This window comes from Streptomyces europaeiscabiei, assembly GCF_036346855.1.
GTDB lineage: Bacteria > Actinomycetota > Actinomycetes > Streptomycetales > Streptomycetaceae > Streptomyces > Streptomyces europaeiscabiei.
In genome coordinates, this window is record NZ_CP107841.1 from 2,475,275 (window position 1) to 2,499,333 (window position 24,059).

The window sequence follows — 24,059 nt, forward strand, 5'->3', positions numbered from 1 at the left end:
CTCAGCACCCCTTCCACGGGGCCCAGTCGCCGAGGTACGCCTCGCGGGTGGCCGACGCGGCGTCCGCGGCCGTGAGTTGGGGCCGGTTCTGCGGTACGGAGACGACGGCGCCCGGTCCGGTGTTCCGGTACTCGGCGAACCGCTGGTCCTGCCAGGGGAAGCCCGACGACATGTTGGTGTAGGGCGCGACCGCGTCGATCCCGGCACCGAGGCGGGTCTCGCGCACGGTGAGCATGGGCCGGGCGGTGGTGTCCGAGCTGGGCACCCAGGGGCGGGCCAGCTTGTAGTAGGCGTCCGGGGCCTCACTGGTGATCCGGCCGCCGGCGACCAGATAGCCACGCGGGTTGGCGCCCGCGGTGGAGGGCGCGAACACGAACCCGTACGGGGCGGAACCCAGGTCGGTCCTGGTCAGCGTGTGGAAGTGACAGCGCTCGAACACGGCCGTGGCCCGCCCGAAGACGAAGTCCACGTCCCCCTCGGCGTAGCAGTCGCGGAAGTACTGCCGGGCGAAGGTGCCAAGGGCCATCGAGTCGGCGTACAGCGTGTCCTGATGCCCTAGGAACCGGCACCGCAGGAACGCCGACCGGTCGCCCTGCACCTTGATGGCGACGGCCTGGGTACCGGTGATCTCGGGGTGGTCGGCGCGCAGCCAGTCGTTGGCGAAGGTGATGTCCCGTGCGGTGAACCCGCCCGCCTGTACGAGAGTGGTCGCCGATCCGGTCGTGCCATAGGTGCCGCCGCCGGGCTTCGGGGTGCCGGCCGCGTTGTCGTACACGACCACCACGTCCCGGGCGTTCCCGGAGGCCCCGATCCAGGTCATCTCCGTACGGGCGGCACTGACGGCGACCGTCTCCCGGTACACGCCCGGTGCGACGACCAGGGTGTACCCGCTGCCGCTCGCGGCGGTCACCGCGGCCTGGACGGTGGTGAAGTCACCGGTTCCGGCGGCGTCCACGTAGAGGGTCTGCTCGGTGAGCCGGGCCGAGGGGGACCCGTACCGGCCGAAGACCGGGCGTCCGCGGGCGGCTCGGGCGTGGGGCGCGACGCCGAGAGTGAGGGCGGTACCGAGGCTCGCGGCGAGGAGGGATCGCCTGGCGAACGTGTGGTCGGGGAGAGACGTCCTGCCAACCGTTCGGCCGGAGAGCGGCCGTCTGCCGGACGCCTGGTCGGAACCGGCCATCAGCAGACCTTCCCGGCACCCGCGCGGTTCGCGACGATGCCCGGCACGGCGCGCGGTGAGTCGACCTTGGTCCGCAGGGTGGGTGTCCACCCGGCGCCGGACTGCAGGATCTCCGAGGGGACCTCGGCGTTGTGGACGGCGATGAGGTCCGTCAGCTTGCCGTTGACGTAGTTGTTCCGGGCCGTGAGCGGCGACTCGTTCCATTTCTTCAGGGCCTTGCCGACGCTCGCGCCCGCCGGCAGCGTGATCGCGTTGTCGCTCGCGTGGAGCTGCGAGCGGATACCGACGCCGAAGATGTAGTAGTCGTCCTTCTGCTCCTCGGCCACCACGTAGTGGTTGTTGTAGACGTCGACCTGTCCGAACCGCACGCGCGGGGAACGCTGGAGGATCCCGTCGAAGCGGTTGTGGTGCATGGTGACCTTGAGCTTGTCGGCGTCGGTGGTGGCGAGGCCGTCGCCGTTACCGATCAGCATGTTCTTGTCGTGGTTCTGGAAGCGGTTCCAGGAGACGGTCACGTAGTTGGAGCCGCGCACGATGTCCGTCAGCCCGTCGTGCTGCTGGAAGACCTTGCCGAAGTAGCTCGGCCGCTCGCTGTCGGGGTAGCGGCCGTCGGTGAGTGTGTTGTGGTCGATCCACACGTGATCCGTGCCGTAGACGACCACGGCGTCGTACTCGGAGTTCCAGTTGCCGGTGTTGTTGTCGTCGGTCGGGTCCCACTTCGGGAAGCAGTCGAGCGGGGCCTCGATGGTGAGGTTGCGCATGATGACGTTCGAGACGCCCTTGATCTGGAGGCTGCCGCCGAGGATGCCTGAGTTCTTGCCGACGCCGACGATGGTGGTGTTGCTGGGGACGGCGGCCTTGATGACGCTGTCCTGGTTGGCGGCGGAGGCGACCCGCGCGTCCTCCTGGGGGCCCATGGCGACCTTGTCGTTGCCGTAGACGGCCGGGTCGTAGTCCTTGAGGTACTGCTGGAGGTCGTAGCCGCCGGCGACGAAGGCCTCGCACCCCTCGGAGACGGCGTCGATCATGCCCTTGACCTTGATGATCTTCGGCGCGTCACCGCCGGCTCTCAGCGCGGCCTTGAACTCCGCCCAGGTGGTGACCGTGTACACATGCTCGGCGTCGGCCGCCGAGCCGCCGGTCGTACCACCCTCCGCAGACCCCCAGCCGTCACCCGCGCCGAGAACCTGCCGACCGAGGTCTCGCCCCTGGGACTGGGCGACGCCGGTCCCGGTGACGCCGAGCACGAGCGCGGTGGAGCCGACCACGGCAGTGATGGCATGGGCATGCCAGATACGAGAACGCATGAGTGCGGGTTCCTTTCGAAGCAACAAAGAGGGAGGTGGCGCCCCGGCAGGGGCGCGGGGAAGTGCGCGGTCGGCCAGAAGGGGCCCGCGGTGGGAGAACCGGCCTGCGAGCGGAGCGCTACGCCTCGGGCCAGGTGATCCAGGAGTCGGGGATCTCCTCGCCCAGACGGCGGACCTCCCGCGGTGCGAGAACGCGCCGCCGCAGCAGCTCACCCACGACGAGCCGCGCCACGGCGATCGCCCCCGGCGGGTTGAAGTGCGTGTTGTCCTGCTCGGTCGCGGTCCAGTTGAAGTACTTCTTGGTCTCCTCGACGCCGAGCTTCTGCCACAGCGCGATGGACAGCGCCTGGATGTCGAGGAGCGCGACCCCCTCCGCCGCGGCGAGAGCGATCGCCGCTGCCGGATAGTCGCCATGGGTCGGTACGGCGTTGCCCGCCGCGTCGAACTTCCTGCGCTCGACGGAGGTCGCGAGAACCGGCCGGGCCCCTCGGGCCCGCGCGCCGTCGATGTACTGGCGCAGATGGTCCTGGTACGTCGTCCACGGCTCGGTGTACCGCGTGGGATCGGCGACCTTGGAGTCGTTGTGCCCGAACTGGATGACCAGGAGGTCGCCGGGCCGAATGGCGTCGAGGATGGCGTCGAGGCGCCCCTCGTCGATGAAGCTCTTCGAACTGCGGCCGTTCACCGCGTGGTTGGAGACCTTCAGCCCCGACCGGAGGAAGAACGGGAGCGCCATGCCCCACCCCGTCTCGGGGGCGGCGTCGGCGTACTTCTGCGCGGCGGTGGAGTCACCGGCGATGAAGACCGTGCGCTCACGACGCCCCGCGCCGCGCGAGACCGCCGCGGACGCGGGCCCCGTGGCGGCGACGGTGAGCGGAACAGCGGCGAGCGCCGCGGTGGTGACCTGTCTACGGGTGAGTGACACGTGCGGGTGCCTTTCTCAACAGGCTTGCGAGATAGGGAGGTTGTGAGGTGCCTTCCAAGCGGGGCGTGCCACCCGCGCCCCCGTTCCTCGGGGGCGCGGGGAACCGCGTGACCAGCCACGACGAAGCCGCGGCCGGTCACGGACGAACCGGACCGAGTTCCTAGCCCTTCTGCTCGTTCCACTCCGCCTGCGCCTTGTTCAGCTGGTCGGCCAGCGAGTCCAGGAAGTCCTTCGCGCCGGTCTGCCCGTCCATCACCTTCTGGAAGGCCGGCTCGTTGTCGGTCTTCGAGATCGTGTTCCAGTCCGGCAGGTAGTACGGCAGCTGCACGATGGTCGTGGACCCGTCGGTCAGCGCGGCGGCGGCCAGCTTCGTCGGTTCGGCCTCGGAGATCCAGCTGTCCTTCGCGGCGTCGTTGTTCGCCGGCACCTGCCCCGCCGACTTGTTGAACTTGGAGTTCTCCTCGTGCGAGAGGGCGAACTCGATGAACTTCCAGGCCGCGTCCTTGTTCTTCGAGCTCTTGAACAGCCCCAGCCCGTCGACCGGGTTGGAGACCTGGACCCGCTTGCCGTCGGGCCCGGTCGGCTGCGGGATGCCCCGGAACTTGTCGACGCCGAACGCCTTGACGTGGTCCTGGTAGGAGCCCAGGTTGTGGTTGAGCATGCCGATGGTGCCGGAGTCCCACTGGGCGACCATCTTGGTGAAGTCGTTGTTGAGGTCGGCGGCGGGCGTGACCTTCTTGTAGAGGCCGACGTACTTCTCCAGGGCCTTGACGTTCTTCGGGTCGTTGACCGTGGTCTTCTCACCGCTGGAGTCCCAGAACGAGGTGATCCCGGACTGTCCGTACATCGCGTCCAGCGCCTGGGCGATGGAGCCGGCGCCACCGCGGATGGTGTAGCCGAACTTGTTCTTGTCCTTGTCGGTGAGCTTCTCGGCGGCCGCGTAGAACTTGTCCCAGTCGGTCGGCTCCGCCAGGCCCGCCGCCTTGAACAGGTCGGTGCGGTAGTAGAGGACACCGTTGTTGGCGGAGGTCGGGATCGAGTAGAGGGCGTCACCGCCGCCGGCGGACTTCAGCGACTCGACCATCGCCTCGTTGAGCTTGCCGCTGAGGGAGGACTTGGAGAGCCGGTCGTCCAGGGGCTCCAGCGCGCCCTGCGCGGCGAACCCGGCGGCCATGGCCGCGCCGACACCGCCGACGTCCGGGAGACCACCGCCCTGGAGGGCGGTGTCGACCTTGGACTGGTACTCGGTGGAGGCGATCCCGACGTATTCGACGTCGATGTCCGCGTTGGCCTTCTCGAAGTCGGCGATGACCTCCTTCCAGATGTCGGTGCGGACACCGCCGTTGTTGTCCCAGAAGACGATCTTGCCCTTGCCGCTGCCGTCGGAGCCCTTGTCGCCGCCCGCGCCACTGCCGTCGTCACCGCAGGCGGTGGCGGTCAGCGCGAGTACGGATCCCAGGGCGACGGCCGCGGCGGCGCGCCTGCTTCTGCGATTGCTGATCTTCATTGAACGGCTCTCTTCTTCTGGATACGAGGGTTATGAAGTTGTGGGGGGTCTGATCGGTCCGGTCTGTCGCCGGGACGGGACTCAGTGGCCGGCGCGCCTGCGATGCGGCGCCCAGCCGTCCGTCCCCGCGAGGTACTTGGTGACCGTGTAGGTGGAGGCGTCCGAGCCGTCGAGCTGCGGCCGGTCGGCGGTCACACCGGCCCCCGGCCCGTACGTCCGGTACTCCGTGAACCGCGCGTCCTTCCACGAGAACCCGCTCATGTCCGTCCACGGGGACGACTTGACGGCGGCGGGCAGCTCGGTCTCCCGGAACAGCACCTGGGCGATGGCGTTCGGCTCGCCGCCCGGGTGCCAGGGCCGGCCGAGGTGGTAGGTCCCGGCGGGCGCGTCGCTGACGACCTTCGATCTGGTGATCAGGAAGCCGTACGGGTTGTCCTTCCAGGTCGAGGCGGCCGTGATGTAGCCGTTGTTGCTGTTCGAGCCCCGGCTGAGCGCCTTGATCAGGGAGCGCTCGATCACCGTCGTGGCGCGGCCGTAGACGAAGTCGACATCGCCCTCGATGTACGAGTCGCGGATGTAGACCCGGCTGATGACGTCGAGCCTGGGGCTGTCGGTCATCAGGGTGTCCTGGTTGCCCAGGAAGGCCGTGTTCTCGAAGACGATCCGGTCGCCGGTCGTCTTCACCGCCAGCGCCTGCTCGCCCTTCAGCTCGTGCGCGGCCTCGTCGAAGTCGTTGCTGAAGGTGAGGTTGCGGGCGGTCACGTCACTGGCGAGGATCCGCACGGTGGCGCTGCCGTTGGAGCCGCCGTACTCGGCGGGCGTGTCGTGGACGATGACGGTGTCCGAGCGATCTTGTCCAGTCCCCTGCAGCACCAGGTTCGGCTTGTTCGCGGGGACGAGGACCTTCGCGCGGTAGGTGCCGGGCGCGATGCGGAGGGTGACGGTGCCGTCGTTGCCGGCGGGCACGGCGTCGACGGCGGCCTGCACGGTCGCGTAGTCACCCGGGACGTTCAGCACGGTGTTCGCGCCGATGCCCTTCTGCGGGCCCGAGAAGCGCGTGACCAGCGCGGGGACGGCGGCGGCCCGGTCGAGCCGGTAGGCGTAGAAGTCCTTCGGGTCGAAGGCCGCGCCCCACGCCTCCTGCCGCCCGCCGACGTTCTTCAGGATCGACCCGCGCTGCACCAACTCGGCGGTGGCGTCGGCCTGGTAGGGGTGCTGGACCCCGTCGTAGTAGCTGTTCTCGATGACCATCTTCGTCCTGCCGCGCGACCAGTTCCCGTACGTCCACACGGGGTCGCCGTCGGACACCTGCGCCGACAGGTAGTTGTTGTAGAGGTGCGCGTAGGCGCAGTTGTCGGCGGAGGGGTTGCGCTGCTTCGTGCCGGTGAACCAGTTGTGGTCGATGGTGATCTCGGTCTGCACGTTGGTCGTCCAGCCGATGCCGAGGGCCTTGTTGTGGTTCTTGAACTGGTTGTAGGAGACGGTGACGTACCGGCTGTCCTTGCGGATGTCGAGGAGTCCGTCGCCCATGCGCTCGAAGCGGTTGTGGTCGATCCAGACATGGTCGACGGTGTCCATCTGGATCGCGTCGAAGTCGGTCGTCTTGCCGTCCCAGTCGCCCTCGACGTAGCTGTCGCGGATCGTCAGGTTGCGGATGATGACGTTGCTGGTACCGGGGTTGAGGTGCAGCTCACCGTGGACGATCTCGCCGGTGTCGCCGACGCCGATGATCGTCTTGTCCGAGGTCACGACGATGTCCGAGCCGAAGGGCTCGACATCGATCGCCCCGGCCACCCGGATGACGTACGGCTCCTCGGCGGAGGCGTACCTCGCCAGCGAGGCCTGGTCGGTGACGGTCACGACCTTGCCGCCCGCGCCACCGGTGGTACCGCCGTCGAGGGAGGCGAAGCCGTGCGGCCGGTCACTCCAGCGAGGTGCCCCCGCGGACCGGGCGGTCCCGGCGGACTCGGTGGCAGACCCGGCCGCGGCCTCCGCCGGGGTGAGCGCGCCGACGACGAACGAGGCGATCAGGGCGGTGACGGCGGCTAAGGCTCTCCCTCGGTGCGGCAAGCGCTTGCTACGGAGGTGCGTCATTGCGGCTCCCAACAGGCGTACGAGGACGGGGGGTCAGGCGGTCGTGGCTCGCGTGGCGGTGATCCGGAACTGCGTGAACGTGGCCGCCCCGGCGTGTCCCTGGCCGGTGGGCGCGACCGCGAAGAGGCCGAGCAGAGCGCCGACCCAGCGCCAGGGGGTGGCGGCGAAGACCTGTCCCGAGGGCTCCCACCCCTCCCCCACGTCGTAGGAGAAGCGGCAGCGCGCCCCGGCCGAGGTCTCGATCCGTAGCCGGGCCCGCCCCTCGGGTGCCGGGCGCGGATGATCGGCGTCCCGTTCCCTCTCGGCAACGGTCTCGGCGAACCGGTGGACGAGGTGCACGGTCCCGTCGGCACCCCGCTGGAGTCCGATCCAGCGGAACGCGTCCCCGAGCACGGCGAGCCCCGCCCGCACGCCCGCCTCCTCGCTGTCGAGCCTCAGCTCCACCTCGATGACCGCAGGGATCCCCGGCAGCCGCTGCGTGAGCACATTCGCCAGTTTCCGCAGGTCATGCGCGTGCACGGAGCGCACGCACGTGAGCCGCAGCCCGTCCCCGGAGTGCTGGGTGGCCCAGCCGTCCTGGGGGTTCGCGGTCCACTGCCACTGGCGTCCGAAGCGGCCGCCGGGGAAGTCGTCGTCGGTGACGGGCGCGGCCGGCGGCTGCGGCGGCAGCTCCGGCTTGCGGTGCACGGCGACGGGGGCGCCCTCGTCGCCGAGCACGGGCCAGCCGTCCGGGGCCCAGCGCATCGGCTGGAGGTGGACGACCCGGCCGTACGCGCCTCGCTGCTGGAAGTGCAGGAACCAGTCCTCGTCGGCCGCCGTGCGCACCCAGCCGCCCTGGTGCGGCCCGTTGACCTCGGTGTCCTTCTGCTCCAGGGCGATCCGCTCCTCGTACGGCCCGAAGAACCCGCGGGAGCGGAAGACGCCCTGCCAGCCGGTCTCCACTCCCCCGGCGGGGGCGAAGATCCAGTACCAGCCGTCGTGGTGGTAGATCTTGGGCCCTTCCAGCGTGAACCAGCCCGGGAGCCGGTCCGCGTCGACGATCACCTTGCCCTCGTCGAGCAGCCCGGTGCCGTCGGGCCGCATACGGTGCCCGGTGAGCCGGTTCTTCGTCCCGGAGCGGGACTTGGCCCAGGCATGCACGAGGTACGCCTCGCCGGTCTCCTCGTCCCACAGCGGGCAGGGGTCGATCAGCCCCTTGCCCTCCTTGACCAGGTGCGGGCGGGTCCAAGGTCCCCGGATTCCGGGGGCGTTGACCTGGAAGATTCCGTGGTCGGGGTCGCCCCAGAAGATCCAGAACCGGTCGTCGAAGTGCCGCAGCGAGGGCGCCCACACCCCGCAGTCGTGGCGCGGGACCCTGAACTCGGCCGCCGGTTCCAGGAGTTGCAGCGCGTGGCCGACGAGCGTCCAGTTGACCAGGTCCCGGGAGTGGAGCAGGGGAAGACCCGGGGCCCGGCCGAAGCTGGAGGCGGTCATATAGAAGTCGTCGGCCACGCGCAGGACGTCGGGGTCGGACCAGTCGGCGTCGAGGACCGGGTTGCGGTAGGTGCCGTCGCCCTGGTCGGCGGAGAACGCGGGCGCGGCGGCCGTGGCGGCGGTGGCGGACGCACCGGCCGTGGTGGCGAAGGCACCGGATATCGCGCTCACGGGCTCACCGCCTTGCGGACGAGGGCCGCGGCCCCGCCCCGGTCGAGGGTGCCGTCGGCGACGACGGTGACGATCCGGCGTACGGCGGTCCCGCCCGGTTCGATCGGGAGGCGCTCGGTGTGGGCGAGGGAGGAGCCGACGCCCGGGTACTCGTCGGCGCGGACGAACCACGGATCGCGGCGGGTGGTGTCGGTGGCCCCCGCGAAGACGAGCGTCCAGTTGCCGCCGGCCAGGGCGAGCCAGTCGGCGCGGGCCCCGTGGACCTCGGACTCGCCCTCCGCGTCGGCGGTGAAGACGCGGGGTGGGGCGGCCTCCTTGCGGGCCCGCCAGAAGAAACCGCCGTACGCGGCGCCGGGGCGGCCGTTGGTGGCGGGGCTGCCGATCGACACCGGGGCGTCGGTGATGTTGGTGAGGGAGAAGGTGAAGTCCAGCGCCCAGGCGGCGTCGGTGAGTTCCGTGGCCGCGACCGTACGGCGCTCGCGCAGCAGCTCCCTGCCGGACGCCACCCAGCGCAGTTCCTCGACGAAACCGTCGGGGTCGCGCAGCTGGAAGGCGGTGTGGCGCTGGGAGCCGTGGTTGTCGAGCTCGGTCGGGCCCAGGTCGCGGACGTAGGTCCGCCCGCCCCAGAAGTTGTGCCCCTCGACGTCGGGAACGGCGACACCGACGCCGAGGTGGTGGAGGTGGTCGGCGGGGCTCAGTTCGGTGACCGCCGTACCGGACAGGGTGGTGACGGGATGCAGATAGGGGCGGGGGGAGTGCCGCTCCGGCAGTTCGGGCCGGGTGAGGTAGCGGCCCACCGGACGGCCCGCCACCCGCAGGACCAGGGACTCGTCGGTCGTCATCAAGTGCTCACCTCTTTCGCCGGTGCTGCGGGAAGCGCCCAGGAGGCGCCCAGTTCGGAGTAGAGGGCGAGGTTGTCGGCGGCGGCCACGACCAGGCCGTCGATGCCGTCGACGACCCGGCGGTCCTCGTCGGGCAGCCGGTGCCAGGCCTCGGCCGGGAGCGCGATCGGGTCCGGGGCGACCCGGATCGCCTCGACGACCTTCATGAACGCGCCGGCCACCTCCGGCGGGACCAGCAGATCGGCGCCGTCGACGAGGTGGTCGACGAGGTTCTCCAGCAGGTCCGTGCGGTGGTACTCGATCTCCTCCGGGCCGTGTCCGGCCCGCTGGACGAGTACGCGGTCCTGCTTGTACCAGAAGGTGATCCGGCCGCTGGTGCCGTGCACGACGTTGTACGGCTCGCCCGGGTCCTCGGCGCACAGCGTGGCGGCGACGGTGATCCGGCCGCCGTCGGCGGTGGTGACCCGTACGCACGAGGTGTCGTCGGACTCGATGTCGTTGGCGCGCAGCAGCTCGGTCTCGATGGCGGTGACGTCCTCGGCACGGCCCGCGCCGGCGAGCGCGAGGCCGGTGGCGACGGCGTGCGCGAGGGGGTTGGTCAGCGCCCCGTCGATCACGTCCACGCCGTTCAGGCGTCGTTTGCCGGCCCAGGGCGCCCGCCGGTAGTACGCCTCGGCGCGGGCCCAGGCCCCGGCACCGCCGATGCCGACGACCTCACCGATCAGGCCCTGGGCGACCATCTTCCGGATCGCGGGCACGGCGTGCGAGCCCAGCGACTGGAAGCCGATCTGGCAGACCACGCCGGCTTCCGCGACCCCGTCCGCCATCCGGCGGAACTCGGCGTAGGACGGGGCCGGCGGCTTCTCCAGCAGCACGTGCACGCCCCGCCGGGCCGCGGCCAGCGCCAGGTCGGTGTGGGTCGGGATCGGGGTGCAGATCACGGCGATCGCCGCGCCCGTCGAGTCGAGGAGAGCCCCGAAGTCGGCGGACTGTTCGGGCGTGCCGAGGCCGTCCGGGATCTCGTCCGCGCCCAGCGGGGTCAGCTCGCAGATGCCGGCGAGCCGGACGATGCCCTTGTCCTGCAGCCGCCGGATGTTCTCCAGGTGCCAGCGGCCGTGGCCCCGGGCACCCGCGAGGACGAGCGGAAGCGGGGTGTCGTACGTGGCGGTGTCCGGGTTCTTCTGGTTCATCGGGTTCATCGGATCCTCCCTGCGCCCGCGCCGCGTGCCACCTCTCGGGCGGCCTTCCCGGCGCTGTCGATCTTTTGGTGCAGGGTAGGCGTCCAGCCCACGTCGGCCGTGAGGTCACGCTCGCTGCCGGAGTTGTAGGCGTTGTGGATGGCCAGGAGATCCACCGGATAGCCGTTGAAGAGGGTGCCCGTCTGGTGCAGAGCGGTGCCGTTCCAGCTCTTCACCAGGTCGGCGGCCTCGACATGGCCGGGCGTGGTGAAGGCGTTGTTCTCGGCGTACACGGCGGACTCGGTGGAGACGCCCAGGGAGTAGCGGTAGTCGTGGGCGTCGGCCGGGACGACGTACCGGTTGTTGTAGAGGTGCACCTGTCCGAAGCGGACGCGCGGCGCGCGCTGTACGACGTTCTCGAACTGGTTGTGGTGCAGCGTCACCCGGAGCTTGCCCCGGTCGCCCGTCGCCGTGTCGCCGTTGCCGATCAGGATCCCCTTGTCGTGGTCGACGAAGCGGCTCCACGAGACGGTGACCAGGTCGGAGGCGTTGGTGATGTCGAGCAGGCCGTCGTGACGGAGGTAGTTGCGGCCGTAGTACGTCGGCTCGTCCGCATCCGGGTGGCCCTTGTCGGAGATCGTGACGTGGTCGATCCACACATGGCTGGAGCCGCGCACCCAGATGTTGTCGTAGGCCGTCTTCCAGTCGCCGAGGCCGCCGGTGTTGGGCTGCCAGACGGGGAAGCAGTCGTAGGCGTCGCGGAGTTCGAGGTTGCGGACGATGACGTTGTCCACGCCCGTGAGCTGGAGACTGGCGCCCTTCAGGACCGCCGACGAACCCAGGCCGATGATCGTGGTGTTGGGGCCGACGGCCAGTTGGATCCGCTCGGCCTGCTTCGCCGCCGACGCCTGGCGGGCCTCCTCCTGGGGGCCGCTGGGCCTGGCGGAGCCCCAGGTACGCGGGTCGTACGCGGCCAGGTACTCCTTCACGTCGTAGCCGTCGGTCGCGTAGTCGGCGCAGTCGAGCCGGTCCCCGTCGTCGGCGGTGTTGGCGTCGACGGTCCCCGCGATCCGGATGATCTTCGGAGTGGCGCTGCCGCCGTCCAGCGCGCGGACCAACTCGCTCCGGTTGCGTACGGTGAAGACATGGGCGTCGTCTGCGGTGGAACCCCCCGTGGTACCACCGTCGGCGGCCGCCCAGCCGTCGTCCGCCGCGAGCGTGTCCCGGCCGATGTCCTGGGCCTCGGCCCCGGCCGGGGTGGTGAGCGTGGCGCCCAACACCCCCGCGAGAGCGACGAGTTGAACGGCTCTCCTGCGTACGGTCATCCCTTCACCGCCCCGGCGCTGAAGCCCGTGATCAGCCACTTCTGGATGAAGGCGAAGACGATGACCACCGGTACGGCGGCGATGATGCCGCCGGCCGCCAGTGCGCCAAGATCGACGCTGTCCGCGCTGAGCAGGGTGTTGAGGCCGACCGGGATGGTCTGCTTGTCCTGGTTGCTGAGGAACATCAGGGCGAACAGGAAGTGGTTCCAGGAGTGCACGAAGGCGAAGGAGCCGACGGCGATCAGACCGGGCCGCAGCAGCGGCAGCACGATCACCCGGAACGCGGTGAACCGGTTGCAGCCGTCCACCCAGGCCGCTTCCTCCAGCGTGTACGGCACGTTCTTGATGAAGTTGCTGATCAGGATGATCGACAGCGGCAGCTGGAAGACCGTCTCGGCGAGGATGACACTGCCGAGCGAGTTGATCATCTGCAGTTCGGCGAAGATCTGGAACAGCGGGACGAGGAGCAGCGCGCCCGGCACGAACTGGGAGCACAGCAGCGCCAGCATGAACCCGCGCTTGATCTTGAAGTCGAAGCGGGCGAGGGCGTAACCGCCGGCCAGGGCGACGAGCGTGGTCATCAGCAGGGTGACGACACCGACGAGCACGCTGTTCTGGAAGTAGACCCCGAAGCTGCGCTCGTTCCACACCTTCTCGAAGTGCTCGAACGTGATCGGCCACGGCACCAGCGAGGTCGAGCCGGGCTTGCGCAGCGCGAAGAGCAGGATCCAGTAGAAGGGGACGAGGGTGAAGACCAGGTAGATCCCCAGCGGCAGGTAGATCTGCCAGCGCGGGACCTCGTCCCAGGCGCGGCGCACCTTGCCCGGCCGCTGCGGGGGCTCCTCGGCAACGGGCGCGGGCCGCGGCGGAGCGACCTTCTCGGCGTCCTTGGTGATCACTTGGACTCGCCTCCGAACTTGCTGAGCCGCAGATAGACCATCGAGCAGAAGAGGAGGATCACGAACGCGACCGTGGTCAGGGCGGACGCGTAGCCGAAGTTGTGGGCGTCGACCGAGGTGTTGGCGATGTAGAGCGGGAGCGTCGTGGTCTCACCCGCCGGCCCACCGCCGGTCAGCGTGTAGAGGAGGTCGACGTTGTTGAACTCCCACACCGCGCGCAGCAGCGTGGAGAGGATGATCGCGTCCTTCAGGTGCGGCAGCGTGATGTGCAGGAACTGCCGGACACGGCTGGCGCCGTCGACCTCGGCGGCCTCGTACAGGTCCTTCGAGACGGACTGGAGGTCGGCGAGGATGAGGATCGCGAAGAAGGGGACACCGCGCCACAGGTCGGCGACGATCGCCGCCGAGAAGACGGTGGAGGTGTCGGAGAGCCAGCTGGTGCCGTACTCACCGATGCCCATGTCCGCGAGGTAACGGGTGATGCCCGTCTGGGAGTTGTAGAGGAGCACCCAGATCGCCGAGGTCAGTACGCCGGAGACGGCCCAGGGCGAGAAGACCAGCGCGCGGCCGACCGCCCGCCCGACGAACGTCTGGTTCACGATCAGCGCGAGCGCCAGACCGAACAGCAGCTGCAGCGAGACCTCGACGAGCACCCACTTGGCGCTGAAGACGAGAGTGTCCCAGAACAGGGGGTCCTCGGTGAAGGCGTGGACGAAGTTGTCGAAGCCGGCAAAGCCGTTCCGCCAGGGCTTGGTGGGGTTGTAGTGCTGCAGGCTGTAGTAGAAGACGCTGATGACCGGGTAGGCGATGAAGCCCAGCATGAGCAGGCCGGCCGGGGCGATCAGCAGGTAGGGCAGCCTGCGCGGTGTCGCGGAGGCACGGCGCCGCCGGGGTGGCGCGGGCGGTTTCGCCACGGCTGCGGCTTGGGCCATGACTGGGGCTCCGTTTCTGGTACGTCGTCGTACGTCGTCGTGCAGGAAGCGCTTTCTCGCTGTGCGTGGGTGTGCTGGTTCGCGCGATACGGGGTGCCTCTTGCGGTCGTGTGGCGCGTGCGGGTGCGTTCTGGCTGGTCGCGCGGTTCCCCGCGCCCGTCGAGGGCCCGGGATCGGGGTGTTCAGCCCGCGTACGGGTCCGGGACCTTGCCCGGTCTGGCCAGGAACTCGAAGTCGCAGCCGGTGTCCGCCTGGGTGATCTGGTCGTTGTAGAGCACGCCGTAGCCGCGTTCGTAGCGGGTGGGCGGTGGGGTCCAGTCCGCCCGCCGGCGATCCAACTCCTCTTCGTCCACGTTGAGTTGGAGGCTACGGGCCTCGACGTCGAGGGTGATCGAGTCGCCGGTGCGCACGAGGGCGAGGGGTCCGCCGACGTACGACTCCGGTGCGATGTGCAGGGCGCAGGCGCCGTAACTCGTCCCGCTCATCCGGGCGTCGGAGATCCGCACCATGTCCCGTACGCCCTGCTTCAGCAGATGGTCGGGGATGGGCAGCATCCCGTACTCGGGCATGCCCGGTCCGCCCTTGGGTCCGGAGTTGCGCAGCACCAGCACGCTGTCGGCGGTGATGCCCAACTCCGGGTCGTTGATGGTCCGTTGCATGGTCCGGTAGTCGTCGAAGACGACCGCAGGACCGGTGTGCTTGAGCAGGTGCGGCTCGGCGGAGATGTGCTTGATGACCGCGCCGTCCGGGCAGAGGTTGCCGCGCAGGACGGCGACCCCGCCCTCGGTGGCGACCGGGTTGTCCCGGGTACGGATCACGTCGTCGTTGTGCACGAGCGCGCCGTCGAGCTGCTCACGCATCGTGTCGAACGCGACGGTCGGCCGGTCCAGGTGGAGCAGGTCGGTGATCCGGGACAGGAAGCCGGGGAGGCCGCCGGCGAAGTGGAAGTCCTCCATCAGATACCTCTGGCCGCCGGGGCGGACGTTGGCGAGCACCGGGACGGTACGGGCGATGCGGTCGAAGTCGTCGAGGGTGAGCTTGACACCCGCGCGGCCGGCCATGGCGATGAGATGGATGACCGCGTTGGTCGAGCCGCCGAGTCCGAGGACGGTGGTGACGGCGTCCTCGAAGGCGTCGGCGGTGAGGATGTCGTTCAGCTTCCGGTCCTTGTGGACCAGTTCGACGATCCTGAGCCCGGCGGCGGCGGCCATGCGGTCGTGGCCCGAGTCGACGGCCGGGATGCTGGACGCGCCCGGGACCGTGACGCCGAGCGCCTCGGCGGCGGCGGTGAGCGTGGACGCCGTACCCATCGTCATGCAGTGGCCCGGCGAGCGCGCGAGACCGGACTCCAGCTCGGTCATCTCGCAGTCGCCGATGAGCCCGGCGCGCTTGTCGTCCCAGTACTTCCACATGTCGGTGCCGGAGCCGAGGACCTCGTTGCGCCAGTGCCCCGGCAGCATCGGCCCGGCGGGCACGAACACGGCCGGCAGGTCGACGGACGCGGCACCCATGAGCAGCGCGGGTGTCGACTTGTCGCAGCCGCCCATCAGCACGGCCCCGTCGACCGGGTACGAGCGGAGCAGCTCCTCGGTCTCCATCGCGAGCATGTTGCGGTAGAGCATCGGGGTCGGCTTCTGGAAGGTCTCGGAGAGGGTCGAGACCGGGAACTCCAGCGGGAAGCCACCCGCCTGCCACACACCCCGCTTGACCGCCTGTGCGCGATCCCGGAGGTGCACATGACAGGGGTTGATGTCGGACCAGGTGTTGAGGATCGCGATGACCGGCTTGCCGAGGTGCTCCTCGGGAAGGTAGCCGAGCTGGCGGGTGCGGGCGCGGTGGCTGAAGGAGCGCAACCCCGACGAGACGCCGCTGCCGTACCACTGGTGGCTTCTGAGTTCTTCCGGCTTCTTCACATCGACCACCCGGCGGCTATGGCGGCGACCTCGGCGCGTTCGCCCTCGGGCAGGTGCCTGCTGGGGGCCCGGACGTCGCGGCGGCAGAGGCCGAGGGAGGCGAGGGCCTCCTTGACGACGGTGACGTTGTTGGCGGAGCCGTTGGCGGCGCGCAGCTCCTCGAAGCGGCGGATCTGCTCCCAGACCTTCATGGCGGCCGGGAAGTCACCCGATCGAAGCGCTTCGATCATGTTCAGCGAGACGGCCGGGGCGACGTTCACCAGCCCCGAGGTGAAGCCGGTGGCACCGGCCGAGAAGTAGGAGGGCGCGTACGGCTCGGCGAGACCGGCCACCCAGACGAAGCGCTCCAGGCCCGCGTCACGGGCGAAGGCGGCGAACCGCGCGGCGTCCGGCACGGCGTACTTGACCCCGATCACGTTCGGGCAGGTGTCGGCGAGTTCGGCGAGCCGGACACCGGTGAGCTGCGCGTTGCGGATGTAGGGCACGACGCCCAGCTCGGGCACGGCCTCCGCGATGGCCCGGTGGTAGTCGACCCAGCCGTCCTGCGACACGTAGGGGTGCACCGGCTGATGGACCATCACCATCTGCGCCCCGATCTCGCGGGCGTGCTCGGCGGAGGCGATCGCGGTCGGCACGTCGTGCCCGACGCCGACCAGGATCACGGCCCGGTCGCCGACCTCGTCCATGGTCAGCTCGGTGACGAGACGCCGCTCTTCGGGGGTGAGGGCGTAGAACTCGCCGGTGTTGCCGTTCGGGGTGAGGGTGGTGATCCCTCCGTCGAGCAGCCGACGCAGCAGGGCCCGGTGGGCGCTCTGGTCGACGGTGCCGTCCTCGGCGAACGGAGTCACCGGGATGGCCACCACGTCGGCCAGAGCCGCCCGTTGGGTCTCGAACGTCACGCTGCTCATTGATGACCTTCCTCTGCAAGGACTTCTTGGAGGACTGCGGAGGGCTGGCGGGTCCGCCGCGTCGGGCGGGCTCGCCGTGCCTCGTGGACTCGGGGGCTTACTGGGCCTGCTGAACTTGGTGGGCCTGCTGTTCCTCGCGGGCCCCGGGGAAGGCCCGTTCGACGAACGAGGCGATGTGTGCGTGCAGGGCGGCGGCCGCGCCGTCGGCGTCGCCGTCGAGGGCGAGCCGCAGGATCTCCCGGTGCTCGGCGGCCTCCCGCTCCCAGGACGGGTCGGCGGCCCAGGCGACGGCCGACACCAGGGCGGCCTGGTCGCGCACCTCGTCGAGCATCCGGCCGAGCAGCGGGTTCCCGCACGGCACGTACAGCGCGCGGTGGAACTCCCGGTTGGCCAGCGACCGTTCGGCGGTGTCCGAAGCCTCGTCGGCCCTGGCCAGCGCGTCACTCGCCGCGTTCCACGGGGCACCGCGCCGCACCGAGCGCCGCAGGGCCTCCGGCTCCAGGAGCAGTCGTACGTCGTAGACCTCGCGCGCCATGTCCGCGTCCACCATGCGCACCGTGACGCCCTTGTACTGGTTCATCACGACGAGCCCGGTCCCGGCCAGCGTCTTGAGCGCCTCGCGCACAGGCGTCTTGGACACGCCGAACTGCGCGGCCAGCTCGGTCTCGACCAGGGCCTGACCGGGCGTCAACTGCCCGGTGAGGATGCGGTGCTTGATCCCCTCCAGCACGAACTGCGTGCGGGACGGGATCGGCATGGGCACAGAGGTCATGCGCGCCTCTCGGTTCTCACGTATGGGATTCCATATGGGATCTCACGTATCGCGTCTCATATATGACGTACGAAGTACGACGCGTTGAAGGTAGGGAGGGGCTCCGTGTTTCGTCAATGCTTCCGACAAAAGAAGATGTGGCCGCCGCCACGCGATCTTGATGCCCTAGGCCTTCCTGACGGCCCTGCCGAAGGCTCTGCCGACGGTTCTGCCGACGGTTCTGCCGACGGTTCTGCTGTCACACGATCTTGGTGTCGCCCTCACGCGCGCTCTCGGTCGGCCCGCCGAAGACGACGGCCGCCCGCCCGGTCGCCCCCTCCGGGGTGAGCGTGGGCCCCACATGCGTGATCAGCAGCCGGCTCGCGCTCTTCGCGTACGTCCCGGCCTCCTCCGGGGTGAGATGCACCCGGGGTTCGCCTTCGCGATGCGTGTCGACGTCCGCCTCGCACAGGAACAGGTCTGCACCGGCGGCCAGTTGACCGAGCGCGTCGCACGGACCGCTGTCACCCGAGTACGCGAAGACCCGCCCCTGGCACTCGGCGCGCAGCCCGTAGGACTCCACGTCGTGCACCACGGCGCGGGCGGTGAGGGTCAGATTCCAGTGCCGGACCGAATGACCGTCGTACAGGGGGCGGAAGTCGAACACCCCGCTCAGGAAAGCCGTGTCCGGCCGCCCGAAGAAGCCCGCGAGCCGCCCCGCGCAGTCGCCGGGCGCGTAGACGGGCAGCGGCGCGGGCAGGGTGAGGCCGCCGTACGCGAACCCGTACGTCGCGGCCACCAGATCCGCGCTGTGGTCCGCGTGCAGATGGGAGATCCAGATCGCCGTGAGCCGGGTGGGATCCGTGTGCCGCTGCAACTCGGCGAACGTCCCGAACCCCGCGTCCACCCATATCTCGGCGCCCCCGCCGCGCAGCAGGTATCCGGAGGCCGGCCGGCCCGGGCGGGGGTGCGGAGAGGCGGTACCGAGGACGGTGAGGCTCAGGGGCATGTCCGGGAGCGTACGGAGGCGGGCGGGCGCGCGCGCCGCGTTTGCGGGTTCTGTCCTGGATGCGCCTACGGCGTCCCGACGGTCGGCGGCGCGGGCTGTTCGGTCGTCCCGTCGTTCGGTCGTCCCGTCCCCCCGTCGTCCCGTCCCCCCGTCGTCCCGTCCCCCCGTCGTCCCGTCGTCCCGTAGCGGGAATCTACGGCTTCCAGATCGGATCGCGTCCACTCAGCCCGATCACGCGGTCCAGCAGCGGCGCGTCGTCCGGCACGGGCACCACGGGGCCGAAGATGTCGCCGCGCGAGGGATCGTCGACCGAGGCGGCGAGGAAGGGGTGCGTCGCGGCGAGGGCAGCCGGATCGGGGTCGTACGCCTGACCGGTCGCCCGCGCGAGGTCCCAGCCGTGTACGACCAGCTCGTCCGCCGCCACGGCCCCGGCGATCGCCCCCGGCAGCGGCACCCCGCCCGCCCGGGTCTCCCCCGTCCATGCGGCCGCGTCCCGCCAGGCCGCGCCGAGCTCGTCGAGAACCTGCGGCAGAGCCTCGCGCCAGCCCGGTCCGACGTCGGGCAGTGCCGCCTGCGGGTTGGTGTCCGTCGTCGGCCCCAGATCCTTCCGGCCCGCGTCACGGAAGGCTACGGCCAGGCCGAGCAGATGGCCGAGGAGGTTGTGCACGGCGTACTCCGGGCACGGAGTGGGGTCGGAGAGCTGGTCGTCGCGGACGCCTTGGGCGAGGCGGGCGACGATGCGGGCCTGTGGGGCGAGGTCGAGGGGGATCGGGGCGTGGTCTGTCATGCGGTGCTCCTCGGATGGTTCTCGGGTGGTTCTCGGGTGGCTCTCGGGTGCTTCTTGGGTGGCTCTCGAAACTGGGCCGGAGGCCTGTGTCTCCCTTGTCAGGTAGACCCTCGACGCCCCGAAAACTCATCGCTCGCCCGCGCCCACCCCTCCCGGCGACGATTCCCAGGGCATCCGCCCGATCCGGACGGCGGGTCCTTAGCACCACGATCACCAGCCATGACATCCACACCCACGACCCGCACGACCTGGCGGACCGGACGCGTCCTCGGGGACCGCGACGCGGGGCCGTACCTGGCCGCAGTGGTGGTCTCGGGCCTCGGCTCGTCGGCGATGTGGCTGGTCGCGGGCGTCCGGGTCAAGGACCTCACCGGCTCGGACGCGCTGGCGGCGCTGTGCGCGTTCGCCCTGTGGGCCCCGCTCCTCGCCGGCCCCCTCCTGGGCACCCGCGCGGACCGCCCACACCGCCGCGCCCTCCTCATCACCACCAATCTGGGCCTGGCAGCCCTCCTCCTCGCCCTCTTCGCCGTGGACACCCCGGGCGACCTGTGGCTCAGGGGTTGCCTGTCCGGCGCCGGTGATCGATGGTGAAGAACCGCCGACCGCCGTACTTGGAGCGCGAGTTGGCGGCACAGGGAGGGGATTTCTCATGGCACTACGCAAGTTGGCCGCGGCACTGTTCGCGGCAGCGGCGATCGCGGCCTCGACGGTCGGGCTGAACGGTACGGCCGCCGCCCACACCGACAGCGCCGACGCCGGCGGCGGCGTCCTCACCTCTGAGGAGGCCCGGCAGCCGTCGCTGACGGCGGCCCAGATGAAGAACGCCGTCGTACCCGAAGCGGCCGGGTCCGGCGCGGTCGCCGCCTCGCTGAACTGCGCGTACTACTACGTGTGCGGGAAGGGCGGGAACGGCAACAGATTCGACTACACCACGTGCGGCAGGACGTACACCCTGCCCAACCTCTTGGGCTGGGGCTCCCTGCACAACAACCAGACGCCGGGCACCAGGGCGCACTTCTACGACGTGAACGGTGCCTGGATGTTCTCCATCGACGCTCCCGACAAGAACGACGTGTTCTGGACCCCGGTCTGGTACGTCATCGCCTGCTGAGCCGACGGCCCGGCCCGGTCGGTGCGCGGTGGGGTGAACCCGACGGTTCACCCCACCGCCGTCAACGCCTCCCGCACCGCCGCCAGGTCCTGGTCCGACGCCAACCCCGCGTGATACAGCCGCAGTTCGGTCGCGCCCAACGCCACGGCCCGCCCCGCGTCCTCGGCCAGGGTGACCGGGCTGCCGCCCATGCCCGACACGATGCCGAAGTTGGCGGCCAGCACGGCGCCCTTCGCCCCGGCCCCGGCGAAGGCGGGCAGCAGGCCCGGTCCGCCCGCGCACGGCACGACGACCCCGTCCGCGACGCCCAGGATGTGCGCGGGGTCGACGCCGGGGTTCGCCCCGCAGTGGTACGTGACCGGGTCCGCGTGCAGCAGGATCTGGAAGCCCGCGGGCGCGGCGGCGCGGACCGCTCCCACCGTCTCCTCCTGGAGCGAGCGGGCGATCGCGTCGCGCCACACCCGCGTGGCCGCCGCCCGGTCCGCGCCGAGGAGCTTCTCGACGGCCGGCCAGCCCTCGTCGACGCCCTCGCCCCTCCACAGCGGCTCCAACGCCTCCCGCACGGCCGCCGCCAGCGCGTCCGGGGCCTGCCCGGCCTCGGCGTACCCGTCGCGGCAGGTGCCGCAGAAGCAGAGCGACATCAGGTACTGCCCGGCGTCCCCGAGCCCGACCCCGCCCGTCTTGTCATGGGCGTGGAGGTGGGAGATGCCGTACCAGCCGAGCGACTCCAGTTCCGTGCCGCGCGCGCCCGGCCGGACCGCCGCCTCCACCGCCAGATCGACGAGGTACTCACGGGTCGCTCCCTGCGCGACGCACGGGGCCCACGGATACCGGTCCCCGTACGCGTTGACCACGGAGGTCGAGGGGTGCTCGGCGCCCAGGCGGGAGTTGTGCGCCAGGACCACCCAGGTGTGCACTTCGAGACCGGCGTGCGCGAGCGCCGTCGCCGCCTCCCCGAACGCGTCGCCGGGGGCCCACTCCCCCGCCGCGTACGGCCGCAGCGTACGGCCTCGCCAACGCGCACCCGGCGGATACAGCACGGCCGCGTGCTCGGCGGTGACGATGCGCTGCCGGGGGTGGCGGGGGGTGAGCGCGCGGGTGGAGTGGTAGGCGGAGGCGAGCGTCGCCTGCCGCACGCCCAGCCCCGCGATGCGCTCCGCGGCGGCCGGATCCCCGTTGACGTCCCACGGGTAGACGAACGTCGACGCCTTCACTTGCCCTCCTGGCACTCTTCCAGCAGCGCGTGACCGCGCTCGATCAACTGGCCCAGCTGCTTGACGTGTTCCTCGGCAGGCTCGTGCAGCGGCGGCCGTACCTCTCCCACGTCCAGCCCCCGTAGCCGTACCCCGGCCTTGACCAACGACACGGCGTAGCCGCGTCCCCGGGCCCGGAGTTCGACGAAGGGGCGGTAGAAGCCGTCGAGCAGCCGTTCCACGATCGCATCGTCTCCCGCGCCGAGCGCCCTGTGAAACGCGAGGGCGATCTCCGGTGCGAAGCAGAAGACGGCCGACGAGTACAGGGGGACCCCGACGGCCCGGTAGGCGGGCTGGGTCAGCTCGGCGGTCGGCAGGCCGTTGAAGTAGAGGAAGTCGTCCGGGCCGGGGGCTTCGCCACGCACCGCGCTGACGATCCGCGTCATCAGGTCCAGGTCGCCGACGCCGTCCTTGAGGCCGACGATCCCTTCCGTGCGGGCCAGTTCGACCACCGTCTCCGGCGTGAACACGGCGTTGTCGCGCTGATAGACGACGACGGGGAGGGAGGTCGCCGCGGCGAGTTCCCGGTAGTGGCGCAGCAGCCCTTCCTGAGCGGCCACGACGAGGTACGGCGGCATGGCGAGGAGGCCGTCGGCACCGGCCTCCTCGGCCAGACGCGCATAGCACACGGCGAGGGCGGTGCCGTAGCCCGCGCCGGCCACCACCGGCACCCGGCCGGCCGTCTCCGCGACGGCGGCCCGTACGCACTCCTGGAACTCCTCCGGCGTGAGCGCGTGGAACTCGCCGGTGCCGCAGCAGGCGAAGACCGCGGCCGCCCCGGCCTCGACGCCCTGGCGTACGTGCGCGCGGTAGGCGTCGAGATCGACCGCGCCGTCCGGGCCGTACGCCGTGACGGGGAAGAACAGTGGTCCGCTGGGGACCATGAGCCGGGCGGCGAGAGGTGCCGACGTCACGGGCTCTGCCAAGTCCACAGGCTCTCCCAAGTCCATGTCACTGATCAGTGTTTACATTTCTGAACAACAGCACGCTAAGGCGCCCCCTTGCGGCCGGTCAAGCCGGGCAACGCGCGCCGCACCAGCGATTTCACGTCTCGGCGCCACACTTGACGCACGGGACCCACACTCCCTAGCGTGTCCATGAATGTGAATGTCGGACGCCCATGTGCACAGATGGCGATGCAAGGAGATCCACGGATGCCCGCTCCCCGCACCGTTCTGCTCACCGGCGCCGCCGGTGGTCTCGGCACCCTGATGCGGGACCTGCTCCCGGCCCACGGCTACGAGCTGCGCCTGATGGACCTGCTGCCCGTCGAGGGCGCGCCGGACGCGATCACGGCCGACCTCGCCGACAAGGACGCCCTGCGCGAGGCCGTACGGGGCGTCGACGCGATCATCCACCTCGCGGGCATCTCCCTGGAAGCCTCCTTCGAGAAGATCCTCAGGGCGAACATCGAGGGGACGTACAACCTGTACGAGGCCGCCCGCGCGGAGGGCGTCCCCCGTATCGTCTTCGCGTCCTCCAACCACGCGGTGGGCTTCACGCCGCGCCCGATCGGCAGGGATCCGCTGATCCCGGTCGACACCCCGCACCGCCCCGACACCTTCTACGGCCTGTCCAAGTCCTTCGGCGAGGACCTGGCCCAGCTCTACTGGGACAAGCACGGCCTGGAGACGGTCTCCGTGCGCATCGGCTCGTGCTTCCCCGAGCCCACCAGCGTCCGCATGCTCTCCCTGTGGATGAGCCCGGCCGACGGCGCCCGCCTCTTCGACGCGGCCCTGACCGCCGAGAACGTCGGCCACACCGTCGTCTACGGCTCCTCCGCCAACACCCGCCTGTGGTGGGACCTCTCCACCGCCCGCGCCCTCGGCTACGAGCCCCAGGACGACTCCGAGCCGTACGCCGAGAAGCTGATCGCCGAGCAGGGCGAACTGGACCCCGAGAACGTGGCCCACGCCAACCTGGGCGGCCACTTCGTGAGCGACCCGCCGATCTGGCCGTACTGAGCGACCGGGCTCACCCGGGTTCGTACGTCGTACGGGATACGAGGGCCGTACCGACGTACGGAAGGAGCGGGCGGGCACCGATCGTGCCCGCCCGCTCCTACTGCCGTACCGGCCACCACGACCTCTGCGGGCGACGGGCCGCGATCGGGGCACGCGGGACGGCCGGGGACCACCGGGGACGGCCGGGTGACCGAAATTCGCTGGGCTGCCGCCACCCCGGCCCCTACCATCCGGGACATGCCACGTCCCCAAGGATTCACCCACACCCAGCACTCCGACGGCACGGTGACGATCGACCACCACGGCCGCGCGGCCACGACGCTGCGCGGTCCGCGAGCCGCCCGGTTCCTCGCCGAGGTGGTGGCGGGCGACCCGCAGCTGGTCATGGCCCGCTGGACCGGAAACTACCGGCGGGGCAACGAGCGCACGGCCCGGGACCACCCCCGCAACCGCCGCTGACCCGAACGGCCGCCAGGCAGCGTGGGTAAGGGAACGGTAAAGCGGCCTGAATCGTTCACCACGCATGACCG

The 24,059-nt window shown here is 70.5% G+C and carries 21 protein-coding genes and 1 pseudogene; 4 read left to right on the forward strand and 18 right to left on the reverse strand.

Annotated elements, in window-relative coordinates; all coding sequences use genetic code 11:
• Window position 1: 1 nt before the first annotated feature.
• The 16 genes from OG858_RS10695 to OG858_RS10770 form a co-directional block, all read right to left on the reverse strand.
• Window positions 2-1,180 carry a pectinesterase family protein gene (locus OG858_RS10695; protein WP_086748068.1) on the reverse strand — a complete coding sequence of 393 codons (1,179 nt, stop codon included), beginning with the start codon at window positions 1,178-1,180 and terminating at the stop codon, window positions 2-4.
• Entirely contained in the window at window positions 1,180-2,487 is a 1,308-nt protein-coding gene (locus OG858_RS10700; protein ID WP_319265078.1) for a pectate lyase family protein, read from the reverse strand. Before OG858_RS10700 ends, OG858_RS10695 begins: the two co-directional genes overlap by 1 nt.
• Window positions 2,488-2,605: 118 nt before the next feature.
• A complete protein-coding gene (locus OG858_RS10705; protein ID WP_086748066.1) occupies window positions 2,606-3,412 on the reverse strand; it encodes a rhamnogalacturonan acetylesterase in 807 nt (268 codons plus the stop codon).
• A 160-nt stretch (window positions 3,413-3,572) separates the two neighbouring features.
• Entirely contained in the window at window positions 3,573-4,919 is a 1,347-nt protein-coding gene (locus OG858_RS10710; protein WP_327723811.1) for an ABC transporter substrate-binding protein, read from the reverse strand.
• 81 nt (window positions 4,920-5,000) lie between these two features.
• Window positions 5,001-7,013 carry a pectinesterase family protein gene (locus OG858_RS10715; protein WP_327723812.1) on the reverse strand — a complete coding sequence of 671 codons (2,013 nt, stop codon included), beginning with the start codon at window positions 7,011-7,013 and terminating at the stop codon, window positions 5,001-5,003.
• Window positions 7,014-7,046: 33 nt separating this feature from the next.
• Complete coding sequence (locus OG858_RS10720; RefSeq protein WP_406195728.1) at window positions 7,047-8,657, reverse strand: glycoside hydrolase family 43 protein; 1,611 nt, start codon at window positions 8,655-8,657, stop codon at window positions 7,047-7,049.
• Window positions 8,654-9,499 carry a DUF6807 domain-containing protein gene (locus OG858_RS10725; protein WP_086748063.1) on the reverse strand — a complete coding sequence of 282 codons (846 nt, stop codon included), beginning with the start codon at window positions 9,497-9,499 and terminating at the stop codon, window positions 8,654-8,656. The genes OG858_RS10720 and OG858_RS10725 overlap by 4 nt, the downstream gene beginning before the upstream one ends.
• Window positions 9,499-10,689, reverse strand: a complete 1,191-nt coding sequence (locus OG858_RS10730) for a Gfo/Idh/MocA family protein (protein ID WP_408059473.1) — start codon at window positions 10,687-10,689, stop codon at window positions 9,499-9,501. Before OG858_RS10730 ends, OG858_RS10725 begins: the two co-directional genes overlap by 1 nt.
• A 5-nt stretch (window positions 10,690-10,694) precedes the next feature.
• A complete protein-coding gene (locus tag OG858_RS10735) occupies window positions 10,695-12,002 on the reverse strand; it encodes a pectate lyase family protein (RefSeq protein WP_319265088.1) in 1,308 nt (435 codons plus the stop codon).
• Entirely contained in the window at window positions 11,999-12,901 is a 903-nt protein-coding gene (locus tag OG858_RS10740) for a carbohydrate ABC transporter permease (protein WP_086748060.1), read from the reverse strand. Before OG858_RS10740 ends, OG858_RS10735 begins: the two co-directional genes overlap by 4 nt.
• Window positions 12,898-13,833, reverse strand: a complete 936-nt coding sequence (locus OG858_RS10745; RefSeq protein ID WP_086748059.1) for a carbohydrate ABC transporter permease — start codon at window positions 13,831-13,833, stop codon at window positions 12,898-12,900. Before OG858_RS10745 ends, OG858_RS10740 begins: the two co-directional genes overlap by 4 nt.
• Before the next feature lie 182 nt (window positions 13,834-14,015).
• Entirely contained in the window at window positions 14,016-15,755 is a 1,740-nt protein-coding gene (araD, locus tag OG858_RS10750; protein WP_086748058.1) for an L-arabinonate dehydratase, read from the reverse strand.
• Window positions 15,743-16,654 carry a dihydrodipicolinate synthase family protein gene (locus OG858_RS10755; protein ID WP_086748057.1) on the reverse strand — a complete coding sequence of 304 codons (912 nt, stop codon included), beginning with the start codon at window positions 16,652-16,654 and terminating at the stop codon, window positions 15,743-15,745. The genes araD and OG858_RS10755 overlap by 13 nt, the downstream gene beginning before the upstream one ends.
• Before the next feature lie 97 nt (window positions 16,655-16,751).
• Window positions 16,752-17,426: a GntR family transcriptional regulator gene (locus OG858_RS10760; RefSeq protein WP_086748056.1), complete on the reverse strand. Its 675-nt coding sequence runs from the start codon at window positions 17,424-17,426 to the stop codon at window positions 16,752-16,754.
• Between the two features lie 238 nt (window positions 17,427-17,664).
• Window positions 17,665-18,414 carry an MBL fold metallo-hydrolase gene (locus tag OG858_RS10765; RefSeq protein WP_060907336.1) on the reverse strand — a complete coding sequence of 250 codons (750 nt, stop codon included), beginning with the start codon at window positions 18,412-18,414 and terminating at the stop codon, window positions 17,665-17,667.
• 193 nt (window positions 18,415-18,607) lie between these two features.
• Window positions 18,608-19,201 (reverse strand): TIGR03086 family metal-binding protein, encoded by a 594-nt coding sequence (locus OG858_RS10770; protein ID WP_319068053.1) that lies wholly within the window; start codon window positions 19,199-19,201, stop codon window positions 18,608-18,610.
• Between the two features lie 219 nt (window positions 19,202-19,420).
• Here OG858_RS10770 and OG858_RS10775 point away from each other — a divergent pair.
• Both OG858_RS10775 and OG858_RS10780 read left to right on the forward strand, forming a co-directional pair.
• Window positions 19,421-19,756 (forward strand): annotated as a pseudogene (locus tag OG858_RS10775) (MFS transporter); the annotation flags it as partial.
• 94 nt (window positions 19,757-19,850) lie between these two features.
• Window positions 19,851-20,312 carry a hypothetical protein gene (locus OG858_RS10780; protein WP_319265099.1) on the forward strand — a complete coding sequence of 154 codons (462 nt, stop codon included), beginning with the start codon at window positions 19,851-19,853 and terminating at the stop codon, window positions 20,310-20,312.
• Window positions 20,313-20,359: 47 nt separating this feature from the next.
• Here the strand turns inward: OG858_RS10780 and OG858_RS10785 are convergent, their stop codons facing one another.
• Window positions 20,360-21,526, reverse strand: coding sequence for a hypothetical protein (locus OG858_RS10785; RefSeq protein WP_319265102.1), 1,167 nt, complete (start codon window positions 21,524-21,526; stop codon window positions 20,360-20,362).
• Window positions 21,523-22,479: a 5-dehydro-4-deoxyglucarate dehydratase gene (locus tag OG858_RS10790; protein WP_319318043.1), complete on the reverse strand. Its 957-nt coding sequence runs from the start codon at window positions 22,477-22,479 to the stop codon at window positions 21,523-21,525. Before OG858_RS10790 ends, OG858_RS10785 begins: the two co-directional genes overlap by 4 nt.
• Before the next feature lie 240 nt (window positions 22,480-22,719).
• On the opposite strand from OG858_RS10790, the gene OG858_RS10795 reads away from it, so the two are divergent.
• Both OG858_RS10795 and OG858_RS10800 read left to right on the forward strand, forming a co-directional pair.
• Complete coding sequence (locus OG858_RS10795; protein ID WP_086749574.1) at window positions 22,720-23,529, forward strand: NAD-dependent epimerase/dehydratase family protein; 810 nt, start codon at window positions 22,720-22,722, stop codon at window positions 23,527-23,529.
• 237 nt (window positions 23,530-23,766) lie between these two features.
• Complete coding sequence (locus OG858_RS10800) at window positions 23,767-23,988, forward strand: hypothetical protein (protein ID WP_086749576.1); 222 nt, start codon at window positions 23,767-23,769, stop codon at window positions 23,986-23,988.
• The last annotated feature ends 71 nt before the right edge of the window (window positions 23,989-24,059 follow it).